General features: G+C 73.1%; 19 protein-coding genes. 13 read left to right on the forward strand and 6 right to left on the reverse strand.

What is annotated here, in order from left to right:
- Positions 1-27 precede the first annotated feature (27 nt).
- Together ACZ46W_RS18390 and ACZ46W_RS18395 are read right to left on the reverse strand one after the other, a co-directional pair.
- Entirely contained in the window at positions 28-2,115 is a 2,088-nt protein-coding gene (locus ACZ46W_RS18390) for an ABC transporter permease (protein ID WP_468338589.1), read from the reverse strand.
- Complete coding sequence (locus tag ACZ46W_RS18395; RefSeq protein WP_468338591.1) at positions 2,109-2,933, reverse strand: ABC transporter ATP-binding protein; 825 nt, start codon at positions 2,931-2,933, stop codon at positions 2,109-2,111. Before ACZ46W_RS18395 ends, ACZ46W_RS18390 begins: the two co-directional genes overlap by 7 nt.
- A 137-nt stretch (positions 2,934-3,070) precedes the next feature.
- On the opposite strand from ACZ46W_RS18395, the gene ACZ46W_RS18400 reads away from it, so the two are divergent.
- Both ACZ46W_RS18400 and ACZ46W_RS18405 read left to right on the forward strand, forming a co-directional pair.
- A complete protein-coding gene (locus ACZ46W_RS18400; RefSeq protein ID WP_468338593.1) occupies positions 3,071-4,231 on the forward strand; it encodes a DUF2786 domain-containing protein in 1,161 nt (386 codons plus the stop codon).
- A gap of 201 nt (positions 4,232-4,432) precedes the next feature.
- Complete coding sequence (locus tag ACZ46W_RS18405) at positions 4,433-6,490, forward strand: FUSC family protein (protein WP_468338595.1); 2,058 nt, start codon at positions 4,433-4,435, stop codon at positions 6,488-6,490.
- On the opposite strand, the gene ACZ46W_RS18410 is transcribed toward ACZ46W_RS18405, so the two are convergent.
- From ACZ46W_RS18410 to rpmB, 3 genes are all read right to left on the reverse strand, one after another.
- Positions 6,487-6,927 (reverse strand): hypothetical protein, encoded by a 441-nt coding sequence (locus ACZ46W_RS18410; RefSeq protein ID WP_468338597.1) that lies wholly within the window; start codon positions 6,925-6,927, stop codon positions 6,487-6,489. The two genes, ACZ46W_RS18405 and ACZ46W_RS18410, sit on opposite strands and share 4 nt — an antisense overlap.
- 62 nt (positions 6,928-6,989) lie before the next feature.
- Positions 6,990-7,295 (reverse strand): 30S ribosomal protein S14, encoded by a 306-nt coding sequence (rpsN, locus tag ACZ46W_RS18415; RefSeq protein WP_468338599.1) that lies wholly within the window; start codon positions 7,293-7,295, stop codon positions 6,990-6,992.
- Positions 7,295-7,531 carry a 50S ribosomal protein L28 gene (rpmB, locus tag ACZ46W_RS18420; RefSeq protein ID WP_344356933.1) on the reverse strand — a complete coding sequence of 79 codons (237 nt, stop codon included), beginning with the start codon at positions 7,529-7,531 and terminating at the stop codon, positions 7,295-7,297. The genes rpsN and rpmB overlap by 1 nt, the downstream gene beginning before the upstream one ends.
- Before the next feature lie 63 nt (positions 7,532-7,594).
- Between rpmB and rpmG the strand changes: the two genes are divergently transcribed.
- From rpmG to ACZ46W_RS18445, 5 genes are all read left to right on the forward strand, one after another.
- Positions 7,595-7,759, forward strand: coding sequence for a 50S ribosomal protein L33 (gene rpmG / locus ACZ46W_RS18425; protein WP_290113321.1), 165 nt, complete (start codon positions 7,595-7,597; stop codon positions 7,757-7,759).
- An 8-nt stretch (positions 7,760-7,767) separates the two neighbouring features.
- Positions 7,768-8,031, forward strand: coding sequence for a type B 50S ribosomal protein L31 (locus tag ACZ46W_RS18430; protein ID WP_468338602.1), 264 nt, complete (start codon positions 7,768-7,770; stop codon positions 8,029-8,031).
- Positions 8,031-9,155 carry a CobW family GTP-binding protein gene (locus ACZ46W_RS18435; protein ID WP_468338604.1) on the forward strand — a complete coding sequence of 375 codons (1,125 nt, stop codon included), beginning with the start codon at positions 8,031-8,033 and terminating at the stop codon, positions 9,153-9,155. Before ACZ46W_RS18430 ends, ACZ46W_RS18435 begins: the two co-directional genes overlap by 1 nt.
- Before the next feature lie 4 nt (positions 9,156-9,159).
- A complete protein-coding gene (gene rpsR, locus ACZ46W_RS18440; protein WP_366128422.1) occupies positions 9,160-9,405 on the forward strand; it encodes a 30S ribosomal protein S18 in 246 nt (81 codons plus the stop codon).
- Positions 9,406-9,652: 247 nt separating this feature from the next.
- Positions 9,653-9,892 (forward strand): DUF397 domain-containing protein, encoded by a 240-nt coding sequence (locus ACZ46W_RS18445; RefSeq protein WP_351821188.1) that lies wholly within the window; start codon positions 9,653-9,655, stop codon positions 9,890-9,892.
- 78 nt (positions 9,893-9,970) lie between these two features.
- Here the strand turns inward: ACZ46W_RS18445 and ACZ46W_RS18450 are convergent, their stop codons facing one another.
- Complete coding sequence (locus ACZ46W_RS18450; RefSeq protein ID WP_468338607.1) at positions 9,971-10,480, reverse strand: ATP-binding protein; 510 nt, start codon at positions 10,478-10,480, stop codon at positions 9,971-9,973.
- A gap of 328 nt (positions 10,481-10,808) precedes the next feature.
- Between ACZ46W_RS18450 and ACZ46W_RS18455 the strand changes: the two genes are divergently transcribed.
- The 6 genes from ACZ46W_RS18455 to ACZ46W_RS18480 all read left to right on the forward strand — a co-directional run bounded on the left by ACZ46W_RS18455 (position 10,809) and on the right by ACZ46W_RS18480 (position 16,499).
- Positions 10,809-11,672 carry a helix-turn-helix domain-containing protein gene (locus ACZ46W_RS18455; protein WP_468338609.1) on the forward strand — a complete coding sequence of 288 codons (864 nt, stop codon included), beginning with the start codon at positions 10,809-10,811 and terminating at the stop codon, positions 11,670-11,672.
- A 62-nt stretch (positions 11,673-11,734) separates the two neighbouring features.
- Positions 11,735-13,192 carry an aldehyde dehydrogenase family protein gene (locus ACZ46W_RS18460; RefSeq protein ID WP_468338611.1) on the forward strand — a complete coding sequence of 486 codons (1,458 nt, stop codon included), beginning with the start codon at positions 11,735-11,737 and terminating at the stop codon, positions 13,190-13,192.
- 128 nt (positions 13,193-13,320) lie between these two features.
- Positions 13,321-13,866 carry a DinB family protein gene (locus ACZ46W_RS18465; RefSeq protein WP_468338613.1) on the forward strand — a complete coding sequence of 182 codons (546 nt, stop codon included), beginning with the start codon at positions 13,321-13,323 and terminating at the stop codon, positions 13,864-13,866.
- A gap of 73 nt (positions 13,867-13,939) precedes the next feature.
- Positions 13,940-14,581, forward strand: coding sequence for a PadR family transcriptional regulator (locus tag ACZ46W_RS18470; RefSeq protein ID WP_468338615.1), 642 nt, complete (start codon positions 13,940-13,942; stop codon positions 14,579-14,581).
- Positions 14,582-14,709: 128 nt separating this feature from the next.
- On the forward strand, positions 14,710-15,654 hold the full coding sequence (locus ACZ46W_RS18475; RefSeq protein ID WP_468338617.1) for an ATP-binding cassette domain-containing protein: 945 nt from the start codon (positions 14,710-14,712) through the stop codon (positions 15,652-15,654).
- Positions 15,651-16,499 carry an ABC transporter permease gene (locus tag ACZ46W_RS18480; RefSeq protein ID WP_468338619.1) on the forward strand — a complete coding sequence of 283 codons (849 nt, stop codon included), beginning with the start codon at positions 15,651-15,653 and terminating at the stop codon, positions 16,497-16,499. Before ACZ46W_RS18475 ends, ACZ46W_RS18480 begins: the two co-directional genes overlap by 4 nt.
- The last annotated feature ends 127 nt before the right edge of the window (positions 16,500-16,626 follow it).

Consider the following 16,626-nt stretch of genomic DNA (forward strand, 5'->3'; position numbering starts at 1 on the left):
GGCACGGCACGGCGCGGCACGGCACGGTCACCGGGCCGTGCGGGCGGCGGCCGGGAGCGCCGAGGCGACCGCCACCAGGGCGCAGCCGCCCAGGGCGGCGCCCACCGTGCCCCACGGGACCGTGATCGTCACCGGGGCGGACAGGGACGCCAGGGCCGCGCCGAGCCCGGCGAGGTTGACCGCCGCCACGGCCGCGCCGAGGATCGCGCCGACCGCGACCGCGAGCAGCGTCTCGCCCGCGACGACCGCCAGGGCCTGGCGGCGCGTCGCGCCGGCCAGCCGGAGTGAGCGCAGCTCCCCGCCGCGTACCGACGTGGCCATCACCAGCGTGTTGGCGAGGGCTATCGCGGTGTAGAGGAGGGCGATGCCCAGCACGACGAGGAGACCGAGCCGGGTCTGCGGGCCGGTGCCGGGCGTCGCCCAGGCGTCGGCGGTGGTCACCGTGCCGCCCGTGGCGCGGAGCAGGGCGGGATCGGCGCCGGGCGGCAGCCGTACGTCGATGCGGTCGACGGTCGCCGCGCGGGCGTGGGCGGCCGTGACGTACGGGCCGTTGTCGCCCGTCCCGGTCGCGAGCACCGCCGCGACGCGCAGCGACACCGGCCGGCCGTCGCCCAGCCACACATCGATGCGGTCGCCGACGGTCCTCTTCCCGGACTCGCTGTCCGCGATCTCCTCGCTGACCACGATCGAATCGTCGTCCAGGTCCCGTATGTCGCCCGTCATGACCGGCAGGCGCGCCAGGTCCGCGAAGGCGGCCGGGTCGGTGACCGCCCGGGCCTCGTACCGGACGACGGCCGTCTCCCCGTCCCGGACGAAGACGCCGGTCGACGCGGTGGGGGAGAGCGTGGCGCCGGGGACCCGGACGGGCTTGAGGTCCTCACCCGTCACCACGTGGTCCGCCGCCGTCTGCCGCCTGGCCTCGGCCGCCTTGGCCGCGGTGACCGTCGCGGCCGAGCCGAGCAGGGACCCGGCCAGCGCGACGGTGACCAGGACGGGCGCGGCGACGGCCGCGGTACGGCGGAGCGCGGCGGCCGTGTTCGCCCGGACGAGCATTCCGGTGGCGCCGGGCAGTGGGAGGGCGCGTGCGACGGGGCGGACGAGCGGCGGGACGAGCAGGGCCACGCCGGTGATGAGGAGCATCGGCAGGGTCGTGTACGTCTTGCGCTTGAGCAGGTCCGACGGGTCGGTGAACAGCGTCCAGGCCAGCAGGGCGGCGCCCGTGAGCAGCAGCGCGGCGCCCAGCAGGCGGCGCCCCAGCGGCAGGACGCCGCTGTCGACGTCGGCCTCGCGCAGCGCCTCGACCGGGCCGGTGCGTCCCGCCCGGCGGGCGGCCGCCCAGGCGCCGGTGACGGCCACGGCCAGCCCGGTCCAGAAGGCGACGTGGTACGGCCAGGCGGCGTCCCGGATGGTGAACCACTCGGGCGCGATCCCGCCCTCGACCAGGACGCGGGCCAGCTCCGGCGCGCCCCACGACCCGAGCGCGCAGCCCGTCGCGGAGGCGGCGGCCCCGACGAGGGCCGCCTCGGTCAGCAGCGCCCGCCGCACCTGCCCGGGCGTCGCCCCGGCCGTGCGCAGCAGCCCGAACTCGCGCCGGCGCAGCGCCACCGCGAACGCGAACGTGGACGCCACGACGAAGACCGACACGAAGGCGGTGACCCCGCCGGCGGTGCCCAGCAGGGCGTTCACCGTGACCAGGGCCTCGGTGTCCCGTTCCGGCCCGGGGTCGGCCTGTCGCCGCTCGTCCCCGGTCAGGACGCGGCCCCGGTCGCCGACGACCCGGCGTACGGCGTCGGGATCGGCGTCCACGCCGACGGCGTCCGGGCGGCCGTCGGTCGCCACCGGCCCGAGGGCGCGTAGTCGGGCGAGCAGGCGCGCGTCCACAGGGTGTGGATGGAACAGCTCGTGCGACACGTCCCCGACCGTGAGCGTATCCGTGCCGATCACCACCACCGGCGAGGCCGCGAACCGCTCCGGCGGCCGCTCCGGTGCGTCGAGCGTCGAGGCGAGGCCCAGGCCCATGGTCGCCAGCAGCCCGACGCCGAGCGCGAGCGCGACGCAACTGCCGAGGAAGGCCGTCCAGCGGCCGCGCAGGCCGCTCAGCGCGAGGGTCAGCACGCCGCACGCTCCCGGGACTGCCGGGACTGCCGGGACTGCCGGGACTGCCGGGACTGCCGGGACTGCCAGGACTCCCGGGCCTCCAGGGAATCCCGGGACTCCCGGGATTCCAGCGCGGCCATCCGGCCCGCGACCGCCTCGGCGGTGGGCGCCGTCAGCTCCCCGCTCACCCGGCCGTCCACCAGGAAGACCACGCGGTCGGCCGAGGACGCGGCCACCGGGTCGTGCGTGACCATGATGATCGTCTGGCCCTCGTCGTCCACCAGCTCCCGCAGCATCCGCAGCACGTCACGGCTCGTCGTGGTGTCCAGCGCCCCGGTCGGCTCGTCACCGAACAGCACGGCGGGCCGGGTGATCAGCGCCCGCGCGATCGCCACCCTCTGCTGCTGTCCGCCGGACAGCTCACCGGGCCGGTGTCCCGCCCGGTCGGCCAGTCCCACGCGCGCGAGGGCGGCGCGCACCTCGGCCCGGGACGGGCGGCGCCCGGCCAGCCGGAGCGGCAGGGCCACGTTCTGCGCGGCGGTCAGCGACGGCAGCAGGTTGAACGCCTGGAACACGAACCCGATCCGGTCTCGCCGCAGCAGCGTCAGCCGCCGCTCGCTCAGCCCGCCCAGGTCCGTCCCGGCCACCTCGACGCGCCCGCTCGTCGGCCGGTCGAGCCCGGCCGCACACTGGAGCAGCGTCGACTTGCCGGACCCGGACGGACCCATGACGGCGGTGAAGGACCCGGCCCGGAAGTCCAGGTCGACCCCGTCGAGCGCGGTGACGTCGCGGTAGGCGCGGCGAAGGGCGGTGAGCCGTACGGCGGTTGTGGTCATGCCTCAAGCGAACCGCTTTCCCGGTCCGTGATCACGACCGCTGGCAGGTGTCTTCGAGGTAGGGCCGGCCCTACCCCCCTGCGACCATGGAGGTCCGGAAGCGCCGGCAGCGGCGTTCGCGCGAGGAGGCAGGGACCATGGCAGCGGGCCACACGGGGGCGAGCAGCGTCGAGCGGGCGTTCGCCGCCGCGCTGTACGCCGAGGACGACGCCGCCCTCGACACCGGCGCCTCGCTGCTGGCCGCCGACCCGGGCGCCGACGAGGAACTGGCGCGGCGGGGCGAGGAGTTCGTGCGCCGGGCGTGGCAGCGCGGCTGGCAGCCGGCCGATGTCGTGCGGCTCGTACGCCGTGACCTGGACGAGCACCATGTGCGGCTCGTATCCGGGCTGATCGCGGCGGAGACGAGCGCGTACGGGGGGCTGCCGCCCCGGTGGGCGGCGCAGCTCGCCGAGCTGCCGGGCGACGACTGGCGCGCGGACCGCTTCTCGTACGCCACGGCCGTGCTGGAGCTGTACCGGCTGCTCGCCCGGCTCCCCGCGATCGAGCCGGTCGGCCCCGTGCCCGGCGCGTCGCCGCTCCACGCCGCGCCCGTGCACGGCGAGCCGCGCATGCTGGCCCGCATCCGGGCGCTGCTGGCCAAGGCGGAGGCGACCGGGTACCCGGAGGAGGCCGAGGCGCTCACCGCGAAGGCCCAGGAGCTGATGGCGCGGTACAGCCTGGACGAGGCCGCTCTCGCGGCACGTACGCACAGCGCGGAGGAGCCCGGCGCGGTGCGGATCGGTGTGGACGCGCCCTACGAGACGGCCAAGGCGATCCTGCTGGACGCGGTCGCGTCGGCGAACCGCTGCCGGGCGGTGTGGAACGAGGCGTTCGGCTTCTCGACCGTCGTGGGCTTCGAGCCGGACCTGGAGGTCGTCGAGCTGCTGTACACCTCACTGCTCGTCCAGGGGACGGGCGCGATGGCGAAGGCGGAGGCGGAGCAGCGGAAGGGGGGACGGAAGCGCACGAAGACGTTCCGCCAGTCGTTCCTGCTGGCCTACGCGCACCGGCTCGGCGACCGGCTCTCGTCCGCCTCCCGCCGGGTGACCGCCGAGGAGCCGACGCTGCTGCCCGTCCTCGCGGCACGGGACGTGGCGGTCACGGCCCGGGCGGACCGGATGTTCCCCGAGACGACGACCACCAGGGTGCGCGGCGCCACCGACGAGGCCGGCTGGCACCACGGCACGGCGGCGGCGGACCGGGCGCGCACGGACCACGCACGCACGCGTGGCCCGGGCCAGGGCCGGCTGCCGAAGTAGGGCAGGCCCACGCAGGGCAGGCCCAAGTCCGGCCGGCTGCCCACACAGAGCACCCCCTCGCAGAGCAAGCCCTCGCAGGGCCAGCCCTCGCAGAGCAAGCCCTCGCAGGGCAAGCCCACGCAAAGCAAAGCCCAAGTCCGGCGGGCCGCCCACGCAGGGTAAATCCCGAGCGGGGCAAACCCACCCATTACGCTCGTCCCCATGAGCTGGCTCCGAGCGCTGAAGGCCACCGCCCGCTCGGGGCTGACGGTCGAGCGGCGGCGCCTGGAGCCGCTCGTCGCGCTGCGCGGGGCCGTCGGACTGGCGCTCGTGGTCGGGGTGAGCCTCCAGCTCTTCGGGGCCGGGGTCGCGGTGAGTTCGGCGTTCGGGGGCTTCCAGGCGGCCATCGCCACCTTCCAGCGGAGCTGGCGCCCGCGCCCCACCCTCGCGCTCGCCTCCGGGACCAGCCTCGCGGTGTCGACGTTCCTGGGGTACCTGACGGGCGCGCACCTCGCGCTCTTCCTCGCCCTGCTCGCGCTGTGGACCTTCCTGGCCGGGCTGGCCTGGGCGACCGGGCCCACCACCGGCATCATCGCCTCCTCCAACGTGGCGATCATGCTGGTCACCGTCACCCTGCCCACCTCCGTCGCGGACGCCGCCGGGCACGCGGCGATGATCGCCGTCGGAGGTCTCGTCCAGGCCGCGCTCATCGTCCTGGTCCCGATCCGCCGCTGGGGCGCCCAGCGTGACGCGCTCGCCGACGCGCTGGCCGCCGAGGCCGACTACGCCCGCCGCCTCCGCCACGACCCGTACGCCCCGTTCGACCCCGTACCGCTGATGACCGCGCGCAGCGCCGCCGCCGTCACGCCCCGCCAGGCCCGCCGCCGCCCGCCCGAACTGCAGGGCGCGCGCGGGCTCGCCGAGCGCATCCGCCCGGTGCTCGCCTCGCTCGCCGACCCGGCCGTCGGCGTCCCGGCCGAGGGTCCGCAGCGCGACCGGGTGCGCGAACTGCTGGGCGCCGCCGGCTCCGTACTCGACACCGCCGCTCAGGCCGTCCGCCACGGCCGCCCCGCCACCATCCCGCCCGCCGCCCTGGCCGCGCTGCGCACCCCCGACACGGGCGCCGTCCTGACCGGCCCCGCCCGCCGCGCGGCGACCCGGCTCGCGGCCCTCCTGGAGGACGTCGTCGAAACGGCGACGCCCACCGACCGGGCCGACGTGGGCGAGCTACGGGAGCGCCCGTCCCTCCTGAAGCTCCTCCCCGTCGCCGCCCGTACCGTCCGGGGCGAACTGCGCCCCGCCTCACCGGTCTTCCGGCACGCCCTCCGCGTCAGCGCGGTCGCCACGGGCGGGTACGCCATCGGCACGGCCCTGCCCCTCGGACACGGCTACTGGGCGCCGATGGCCGCCGTCATGGCGATGCGCCCGGACTTCACCCAGACCTACTCCCGTTCCGTGGCCCGCTTCTGCGGCACCCTGCTGGGCGTCGCGCTCGCCACGGGTGTGGTGCAGGCGGCGCACCCCGGGAGGTACACATCGGCCGCGCTGGCGGTGGTGTGCGCCTTCGGGATGTACCTGCTGATGCGCACCGGGTACGCGGTCGCGCAGGTCTGCGTGTCGGCGTACGTCGTGTTCCTGCTGGGCATGGGCGGTACGGAGTGGACCCAGACGGTCCCGGAGCGGGTGGTGCTGACCCTGCTGGGCGGTGTCCTCGCGATGGTGGCGTACGCGGTGTACCCGGCCTGGGAGACGCCCCGGCTGCGCACCCGGCTGGCCGACTGGCTGGCGGCGGACGGGCGGTACGCGGCCTGTGTGGTGGCGCACTACGCGGACCCGGCGGCGCGCGGCACGGGTGCCGTGCGGCGGGCGCTGCTGGCCACCCGGGACGCGCGCGTGGCGTGGCAGGAGGCCGTCGAACGGGCCGCCCACGAACCGGTCCGGCACCGGGGCCTGTCGCGTGCCGCGGCCGCCGACGCGGGCGACGCCCTGGCCCAGCTCGGCCGGGTCGCCATGCTGATGGAGGCTCACCTCCCGGACCGCGACACGGCCCCGCTGCCGGCCGCCGCCGGCCTCGCGGAGGCGCTGCGCCACGCCACGGAGCAGGGCGCCAAGGCCGTCCGGGAGCGCCGGGTCCCGCGCTGGGACGCGGTGCGTGACGCCGTCGCCCGGTGGGACGCCGGTACGGTCCCCGATCCGGTCGTACGCAACGGGGCGCGGCTTGTGCTGGAAGCCCTGGACGCGTTGTCGGACGCCCTGGAGGAGCGGCCCTCCGGGGCCTAGGCGGTGTCCGCCCTGGTGAGCGTGTCCTTCCCGCCGCCGGTCCAGGTGATGACGAGCCTGTCCTTGCCGGTCCTCGCGGAGCCCTCCGTACGGGCGGTGTATCCGTCGTCGCAAACCAGGGCGAGCGTCACCGGGTCCGTCCCCCGGGCGGTGCCCTGGCAGATGTGGCCCTCGGCCAGCACCAGGGCGTGCCCCTTGCCGACGGTCAGGCTGACGGGCTTGCCGTCCGTGAGCCCCACCCACGACCCCTCCGCCGCGCCGGAAGTGACGGGCGAGGCGGCCGGGGACGGGGTGGGGCTGCTGACGGGTCTGCCGCCGGAGCCGTGGTCGCCGCCGCCCCGCTGGTCGCGGCCGCCGCCGCAGCCGGCCAGCGAGAGGGAGGTGGTTATCGCCACTGCCGCGACGACCCCGGTTCGTACGAGCCTGTGCGCGTCCACGCCACGTCTCCCCAACGTCGGTGCCGGAAACGCGCGCCAAGCTACCAGTCGGTAGTTCCCGGCTACCAGGACGACTTGGTGACCCCGGGCAGGAACCCGGCGTGCGCCTGCCGGCGGACGTTCACCCGGGAGAGCCCGAATTTGCGGAGGTGGCCGCGGGGGCGGCCGTCCACGCTGTCGCGGTTGCGTACCCGGGTCGCGCTGGCGTCGCGGGGCTGGCGGCGCAGCTCGGCCTGGGCGGCGACCCGCTCGGCCTCGGGCGTGCCGGGCCGGCGGATGATCGCCTTCAGCTCGGCGCGGCGGGCCGCGTACCGCTCGACGACCTCTTTGCGCCGTTCGTTGCGCGCGATCTTGCTCTTCTTGGCCATCAGACCTTCACTCCCCGGGCGCGGATGCGGGCCACGGCGGCCTCGATCCCGATGGTGTCGACGGTCTTGATGCCCTTGGTGGACAGGGTGAGCCGGACGTACCGGCCCTCGCTCGGCAGCCAGTAGCGCTTGCGCTGGATGTTCGGGTCGAAGCGCCGGGACGTACGCCGGTGCGAGTGCGAGATGCGGTTGCCGAATCCCGGCTGGGCGCCGGTGAGCTGGCAGTGGGCTGACAAGGGTGACCTACCTCTCTGAATCCTGTCTTGGTAATGGAAACCATTTCCACTTACTCTAACCCCATGGCCCGCAACGAACTCCGACCGGTCATCAAGCTCCGGTCCACCGCCGGCACCGGCTACACCTACGTGACCCGCAAGAACCGCCGTAACAACCCCGACCGCATGACGCTGCGCAAGTACGACCCGGTCGTCGGACGCCACGTCGACTTCCGAGAGGAGCGCTGAGGTACGCGATGAAGCCCGGAATCCACCCCACGTACGAGCCCGTCGTCTTCCGTGACAAGGCGGGCGGCTTCGCCTTCCTGACCCGCTCCACCGCGACCAGCGACAAGACGGTCGAGTGGGAGGACGGCAACACCTACCCCGTCATCGACGTCGAGATCTCGTCGGCGAGCCACCCCTTCTACACGGGCCAGGCGCGCGTGCTGGACACGGCCGGTCGCGTGGAGAAGTTCCAGAAGCGGTACGGGTCCCAGGCCCGGCGCGAGGCCCGCTGATGCTGTCCGTCGCCCTCGTCGGCGGGCTGCACTCCGACGCCCGCGCGGCCGCCGTGGAGCGGCTGCTCGCCACCGTGCCCGGCAGCGTGGCGCTCCACCACGACCTGTCGACGGCCCCCGAGGGCACGGTCGTGCGGACGGTGCGCGACGCGACCGGCGTCCTGTCGTCGGATGAGACGCCGCTGGTCAACGACTGCGCCTGCTGCGCGCTCCGCGAGGACCTCGTGCCCGAGCTGGAGCGGCTCGCCGACGCCGGTCTGACCCGCCTCGCGGTCGTCGAGCTGTGGGACTCGGTCGAGCCCAAGGCGATGGCCGAGGTGGTCGCGGCGGCCGGGCTGACGGTCAGCTCCGTGATCACCGCCGTCGACCCGGCGCTGCTGCTGCCGTACCTGGGCAACGGCGACGACCTGATGGAGGCCGGCCTCGCCGCGGCCGCCACCGACCAGCGCACGGTCGCCGACACCTGGGCGCGCCAGTTGGAGTACGCGCCCGTGCTCGCCGTCCTGGACAGCCCCGACGCCGACGACGAGGACCGGGCGCTGCTCGCCCAGCTCCACCCGACGGCCCGCCAGGTGCCGGTGCCGGACGGCGACCTGGCCGCCGCCGCACTGGCCGGGTTCGACGTCGAGGCGGCGGCGGCCGCCCAGCACCCCGCCTGCGCGCTGCTGCCGCAGGAGGCGGACGCGCACGGCGTCGCCACGTACGTGTGGCACCGGCGCCGTCCGTTCCACCCGGAGCGGCTGTACGCGGCGCTGGAGGACCTGTGCTGCGCGGCCGCGCGCAGCCGGGGGCGGTTCTGGCTGGCCGACCGGCCGGACACGCTGCTGGCGTGGGACGCGGCGGGCGGCGCCCTGTGCGTCGAGCCCGCCGGGCCGTGGCTCGCCTCGCTGCCGGACGCCGCCTGGGAGATGGTCCCGCCCATGCGCCGGGCGGCCGCCGCGCTGGACTGGGACGCCGAGCACGGGGACCGCTGCCAGCACCTGGTCTTCACCTCGCCCGGCCTGGACCGCGAGGGGCTCGCCGAGCTCCTCGACTCCTGCCTGCTCACCGACGCGGAGTACGCCGCGGGCCGCGAGGCCTGGAAGCGGCTCCCGCCCGCCTTCGACGCCCTCCTGGAGGTCTGACCCCATGTCCCCCCGCCGCTCGGCCGACCGCAAGCCCGCGAAGTCCCGCCCCAACCCGCTGGACCGCGACGGCATCACGTACATCGATTACAAGGACACCGATCTGCTGCGGAAGTTCATCTCCGACCGCGGCAAGATCCGCAGCCGGCGCGTGACCCGCGTATCGGCGCAGCAGCAGCGCCAGCTCGCCCGCGCCATCAAGAACGCGCGGGAGATGGCCCTGCTGCCGTACTCCTCGTCGGCGCGCTGACGAGCCGCGCGTACGCACCCGCGGTACGAGGCCCTCCCTCCGGGAGGGCCTTTTCCCATGTTGTGGACAAAGGCGGGAGCCATCGGGCCCCTTCGTACGTCTCTACTCACGTACGGGGGAGTAGCACGAGGCGCTGTAACCGAAGGAGCACCCGACGTGCACGTGCATCTGCACGCGCGTTTGCATGCGAGTCGGCGCTATGATCCCGATAGTTGACACCTGCATCATGTATCTCGGGGAGCGTCCTGTGCACCACGTGTACAACGGCATGGCGGCCACGGAGCTTCACGGCGTCGTATGGCAGAAGAGCAGGCACAGCAACTCACAGGGCTCGTGCGTGGAGTTCGCCAAGCTGCCCGGCGGGCATGTGGCGGTACGCAACTCCCGGCATCCCGACGGTCCGGCGCTGGTCTACACCCCGGCGGAGATAGAGGCCCTGCTGCTGGGCGTGAAGGACGGCGAGTTCGACCACCTCATAGCGGGCTGAGACGCGCCCGCCCGCACACGAGTGCGGGCGCCGCCGGAGTGGCGGCGCCCGGCGGCACACTGGTGACCTTCTGCGCGCCTACGGTTCCCGTGGCGTGTCCGACAGGCGGAACAGCGCCCAGACCACCTTGCCGTGCAGCGTGCCGGCCAGCGGGTGCCAGCCCCAACTGTCGCTGAAGGACTCGACCAGGAAGAGCCCGCGGCCCGACTCCGCCGAGAAGTCCTCCTCCGACTCGCGCGTCGCGGGGCTGTCGGGACTGGGGTCGCGCACCGCGCACACCAGCCGGCTCGCCCAGCGCATCAGGTGCAGCCGGACGGGCGGGTCGTGCGGGCACTCCCGGGGCGTGTCGGCGGGCAGGGCGTGCCGGAGCGCGTTGGTGACGAGTTCGGACACCACCAGCGCGACGTCGTCGAACCGGTCGGTGAGGTCCCACTGGGCGAGCGTCGTGCTGGTGAACTTCCGTGCGCCGCGCACCGCTTCATAGCGGGCGGGCAGTGCGCACGAGGCGGAACTGGAGACGGAAGCGGCATCGATCGGCGGAAGCCCCTGCCTTAAAGGCTCGAGCATGGTCGATCCATTCGTCCCCATGCGAGGCACTCCCGGGATTCGCGGCTGTGGTGCGACAACACGAACGACTACGCAGGTGCGCGGGGACCATGGTTCCGAATGCGACCACCTGATGCAAGGGCAGATGCACGTGCACGCGCCCGACCTGTCCACCCCCGTGCCGGTTCTTGGTCATATCTTCCACCCATGACTTTCACCGACGGGACGCCGACGCGACCCCCAATGAGTCAAGCCTTCGTCTTTCCGTAACCGGTCGAGTACGCGGTGAAGCGTTTTGGTGGCAGAATCCGCCGTCTCGGGGCTCGGGGGTGCTCCGTCGTACACATCAGCGATGGGGAGGGTTGGAGACGTGACCGCAAGTGAATCGAGCGGTTCCGTGGTGCGGCGCATCCTGCTGGGTTCGCAGTTGCGGCGGCTGCGTGAATCGCGCGGCATCACCCGCGAGGCCGCCGGCTATTCGATCCGGGCGTCCGAATCCAAGATCAGCCGCATGGAGTTGGGCAGGGTGAGCTTCAAGGCCAGGGACATCGAGGACCTGCTCACGCTGTACGGAGTCACCGACGAGGCCGAGCGCGAGTCCCTCCTCGGCCTCGCCCGGGAGGCCAACGTCGCCGGGTGGTGGCACAGTTACGGCGACGTGCTGCCGGGCTGGTTCCAGACGTACATCGGCCTGGAGGGCGCCGCCTCCCTCATCCGCATCTACGAAGTGCAGTTCGTGCACGGCCTGTTGCAGACCGAGGCGTACGCGCACGCGGTCGTCGCCCGGGGCATGCCGGACGCCCCGCGTGCAGAGATCGACCGGCGCGTGGCGCTGCGGCTGGAGCGCCAGAAGGTGCTCGTCTCCGAGCGGGCACCGCGATTTCACGCCGTTCTCGACGAGGCCGCCCTGCGCCGCCCGTACGGCGACCGCGAGGTGATGCGCGACCAGCTCAAGCACCTGATCGAGGTCTCCGAGCAGCCGAACGTCACGCTCCAGATCATGCCCTTCAGCTTCGGTGGCCACGCGGGCGAGAGCGGGGCCTTCACCATGCTGAGCTTCCCCGAGTCCGACCTCTCCGACATCGTCTACCTGGAGCAGCTCACGAGCGCGCTCTACCTCGACAAGCGCGAGGAAGTGGCCCAGTACGAGCGGGTGATGGGGCGGCTGCATCAGGACAGCCCGGGTCCCGAGGAGAGCCGCGACCTTCTCCGAGGTCTCCTCCAACTCACCTGACTCGTCAGTAGGATGACGTCTCGTCATCATCAGCACGGCGCGCGCCCTCGGGAAGGGATGGCATGTCCTACTTCACAGACCTGGCCCAGCAGTACATAGACGGTGAGTGGCGGGCCGGCGGCGGCTCGTGGGACATCATCGACTTCAATCCGTACAACGAGGAGAAGCTCGCCTCCATAACCGTGGCCACGGTCGACGAGATCGACCAGGCCTACAGGGCGGCCGAGCGGGCACAGCGCGCGTGGGCGGACACCAATCCGTACACGCGCCGCGCTGTTTTCGAGCGGGCGCTGCGGCTCATAGAGGAGCGCGAGGCCGAGATCACCGAGGCGATCATCGCCGAGCTCGGCGGTACGCGGACCAAGGCCGGTTTCGAACTGCACCTGGCCAAGGAGTTCATGCGCGAGGCGATCCACCTCGCCCTGCGCCCCGAGGGCCGCATCCTCCCGTCGCCGGTCGACGGCAAGGAGAACCGCCTCTACCGGGTCCCGGTCGGGGTCGTCGGCGTCATCAGCCCCTTCAACTTCCCCTTCCTGCTGTCGATCAAGTCCGTCGCCCCGGCGCTCGCCCTCGGCAACGCGGTCGTCCTCAAGCCCCACCAGAACACGCCGATCCTCGGCGGCGCCCTGGTCGCGAAGATCTTCGAGGACGCGGGCCTGCCGGCCGGTCTGCTCAACGTCGTGATCACCGACATCGCCGAAATCGGCGACGCGCTGATCGAGCACCCGGTGCCCAAGGTCATCTCGTTCACCGGCTCCGACCGGGTCGGCAGGCACGTCGCCACCGTCTGCGCCGCCAACTTCAAGCGGTCCGTCCTGGAGCTGGGCGGCAACAGCGCGCTCATCGTGCTCGACGACGCGGACATCGACTACGCGGTCGACGCGGCCGTCTTCAGCCGGTTCGTGCACCAGGGACAGGTCTGCATGGCCGCCAACCGGGTGCTCGTGGACCGTGCGGTGGAGCGGGAGTTCACGGAGAAGTTCGTCGCCAAGGTGCGCACCCTGAAGACCGGCGACCCGGCCGACCCCGCCACGCACATCGGCCCGCTCATCAACTCCTCCCAGGCCGAGGCGGTGACGACCCTCGTCGACCAGACCGTCGGCGCGGGTGCGACGGCACTCGTCCGGGGCGGCGCCGAGGGCAACGTCGTGGCACCGACCGTGCTGGCCGACCTGCCGGCCGACTCCCCGGTCCTGAACCAGGAGATCTTCGGCCCGGTCGTCATGCTGATCCCCTTCGACGGGGAGGACGAGGCGGTACGGATCGCCAACGACACCCCGTACGGGCTCAGCGGCGCCGTCCACACCGGGGACGTCGAGCGCGGTGTGCGGATCGCCCAGCGCGTCCACACCGGGATGATCCACATCAATGACGGCACCGTCCACGACGAGCCGATCGTGCCGTTCGGCGGCGAGAAGCACTCGGGCGTCGGCCGGCTGAACGGCGAGGCGACGGTGGACGCCTTCACCACCTACAAGTGGATCTCGATCCAGCACGGCCGCAGCCGGTTCCCGTTCTAGGGCCCTCCGCTTCGGGTCCCCGCGTTTCGGCTTGATCCGATGTCCATTTAGGACCGGACCTGACCTCAACTGCCCGTAGCGTGGCCGTTGTCGAAAGAGCCCAGGAAACCGGCGAAAGGCGGACGGTCATGGTCACCCTTGTTCCCGCGGAGGCACACGGCGACGAGCGCGGCGCGCTGCTGTCGTTCATCGAGGCGCAGCGCGACGCGCTGCGCCGCTCGCTCCTCGGGCTGACCGACGAGCAGGCGGCGTCACGGCCCAGCGCCAGCGAACTGTCGCTGGCCGGAGTGGTCAAGCACGTCGCCGAGGTGGAGCTGAACTGGCTGCGGCTGGCGCAGCAGAAGCCGAACGAGCGGCAGCGCAGCCGGGACACCTGGGACGAGAGTTTCCGGCTGGTGGGCGACGAGTCGGTCCAGGGGGTGCTGGAGTTCTGGGACGGGGTGGTCAAGGAGACCGAGGAGTTCCTGCGCACCGTGCCGAGCCTGGACGACACCTTCCCGCTGCCCGAGGCGCCGTGGTTCCCCAAGGACGGCCGGGTCTCGATGCGCTGGATGGGGATGCACCTGGTGCAGGAGATGGCCCGGCACGCCGGGCACGCCGACGTGATCAGGGAGTCGCTGGACGGGAAGACCTCGTTCGAGCTCATCGCCCTGGAGCGGGGCGCGGGGGACTGAAGGGGCGCTCCGGCCGGCGTCGAGCGGCCTCTGCGTACCCTGGTCAAAATTGACCAGAAGGGTGCGTGAGGTGATGTCAGTGATCCGGCTGCTGGTCCTGGGGGCCGTGCGCCAGCACGGGCGGGCGCACGGCTACCAGGTCCGCAACGACCTGGAGTTCTGGGGCGCGCACGAGTGGTCCAACGCCAAGCCCGGTTCGATCTACCACGCCCTCAAGCAGATGGCCAAGCAGGGGCTCCTGCGCGCCTACGAGACCGCGCCCAGCACGGCCGGCGGCCCGCCGCGCACCGAGTACGAGGTCACCGACAAGGGCACCGAGGAGTACTTCGCGCTGTTGCGCGAGGCGCTGACGGCGTACGACCAGAAGATGGACGTCCTGTCCGCCGGGGTCGGCTTCATCGTCGACCTGCCGCGCGAGGAGGCCGTCGCGCTGCTGAAGCGGCGGATCGAGGGGCTGGAGCGGTGGCGGGCCGGCGTCACCGAGTACTACACGCCGGAGGACGGGCCGGAGCAGCTCGGCCACATCGGCGAGATCATGAACATGTGGGTGCACTCGGCCGACGCCGGTGCCGAGTGGACGCGCGGGCTGATCGAGCGCATCGAGGGCGGCGCCTACACGTTCGCGGGCGAGGGTGAGCCGTTCGTGGGCGTGCTGGCGGAGGGCCAGGAGAACCCGTACGCGACGGGTGAGCCGGATTCGGGGTCCACGCTCTAGCCCGCTCTGCTCTCACGCCGGGTCGCTGGGCCGCCTCTGAATCCTCCGGCTAATCAAGTTTGACTAATCCATCGGCATGGCTTACTTTGCATGGGTAGTCAATTTTGACTACCGGGTTGGGAGGGTGCATGACGGACGCGATCGTCGTCGAGGGCGCGCGGAAGCGGTACGGCGAGAAGCGGGCTCTTGACGGGCTGGACCTCGTGGTCGGCCGGGGCACGGTCCACGGGGTCCTGGGGCCGAACGGCGCCGGCAAGACCACCACGGTCCGGGTGCTGGCCACGCTGCTGAAGCACGACGAGGGCCTGGTACGGGTGGCCGGGTTCGACGTACGGACCCGCGCGGACGAGGTGCGGCGGCGGATCGGACTGCTCGGGCAGCACGCGGCACTGGACGAGGGGCTCAGCGGGCGGCAGAACCTGGAGATGTTCGGCCGGCTCCACCACTTGGGCGCCCGGCGGGCGGGCGCCCGGGCGGACGAGCTGCTGGAGCGCTTCGGGCTCGCCGACACCGGCCGCAAGGCGGTCAAGCAGTACAGCGGCGGCATGCGGCGGCGGCTGGACCTGGCCGCCTCGCTGATCACCGAACCGGAGGTGCTGTTCCTGGACGAGCCGACGACCGGGCTCGACCCGCGCGGGCGGGCCGAGGTGTGGGCCTCCGTCCGGTCGCTGGTGGGCGCCGGCACGACCGTCCTGCTCACCACGCAGTACCTGGAGGAGGCCGACCAACTGGCGGACCGGATCTCGGTCGTCGACAGGGGCCGGGTCATCGCCGACGGCACGGCGGACGAACTGAAGGGCAAGGTCGGCGGCGACCGGATCGACATCGTCGTACGCGACGCCCGGCACCTGGCCGCCGCGGCCGCCCTGGTGCCCGGCGCGGCCGACGTGGACGAGGACCGGCGGATGGTCAGCGCCCCGGTCGATGACCGCATGGCGGCGCTGACCCGGGTCGTACGGGACCTGGAGGCGGCCGGGATCGAGGCGGAGGACATCGCGGTGCGGCGGCCGACCCTGGACGAGGTCTTCCTGCACCTGACGGGCGGCGAGCACAAGGAGGCGGTGGCCGTATGAGCGCGGACGTGAGCGTGGGTACGGGTACGAGCGTGATCGGCATGGGCCGCATCGGGTGGGCGCTCGCCGACTCGTGGACCATCACCCGGCGCGAACTGGCCCACTGGACACGTGAACCGGTCCAGGTCGTCGTCGGGCTGGCCTTCCCGGTGATGATGCTGCTGATGTTCGGGTACCTCATCGGCGGCGGGCGCGGCGTCGAGGGCGATTACATCGACTACCTCATCCCCGGCATGTTCGCCCTGACCATGGCGTTCGGCCTGGAGGCGACCCTGCTGGCCGTCACGCAGGACCTCAACAAGGGCGTGATCGACCGCTTCCGCTCGATGCCGATGGCCAATGGCGCGGTCCTCGTGGGGCGCTCGGTCGCCGACATGCTCCAGTCGGTGCTCGGCCTGGCCGTGATGATCGGTGCCGGGTACGCCATCGGCTGGCGGGCGCACGGTGGCTTCGGGGCCTTCATGGTGGCCGTGGGGCTGCTGCTGTTGCTGCGGTTCGCGATGCTGTGGATCGGTATCCACCTCGCGATGGTGGCGGGCAGGCCGGAACTGGTGCAGGCGGTGCAGATCCTCGTCTGGCCGGTCGGCTTCCTGTCCAACGCGTTCGCGGCACCCGGCGCGATGCCGGACTGGCTGGGCTCGGTGGTCGAGTGGAACCCGCTGTCGGCGACCGCGACGGCCGTCCGTGAACTGGTCGGCCCGCCGGAGATCGCGGCGGCCACGGATGCCGCCGGGGCGTCGTGGGCGGCCCAGCACGCGGAGCTGCTGGCGGTGGCCTGGCCGCTGGTGCTGCTCGCCGTGTTCTTCCCGCTGGCGGTGCGGAGGTTCGGGCGGCTGAGCCGCTGACGGGAGCGCGCGGTGCGCGGCGTATCCGGGTACGGGCCGGATACGCCGCACGCGTGCGTGGGGGCGGCCGTGCGTGGGGGCGGCCGTGCGTGCGGGCGGCCGTGCGTGCAGGCGGCCGTGCGTGGGG

The sequence above is a fragment of the Streptomyces sp. NPDC031064 genome (assembly GCF_055570965.1).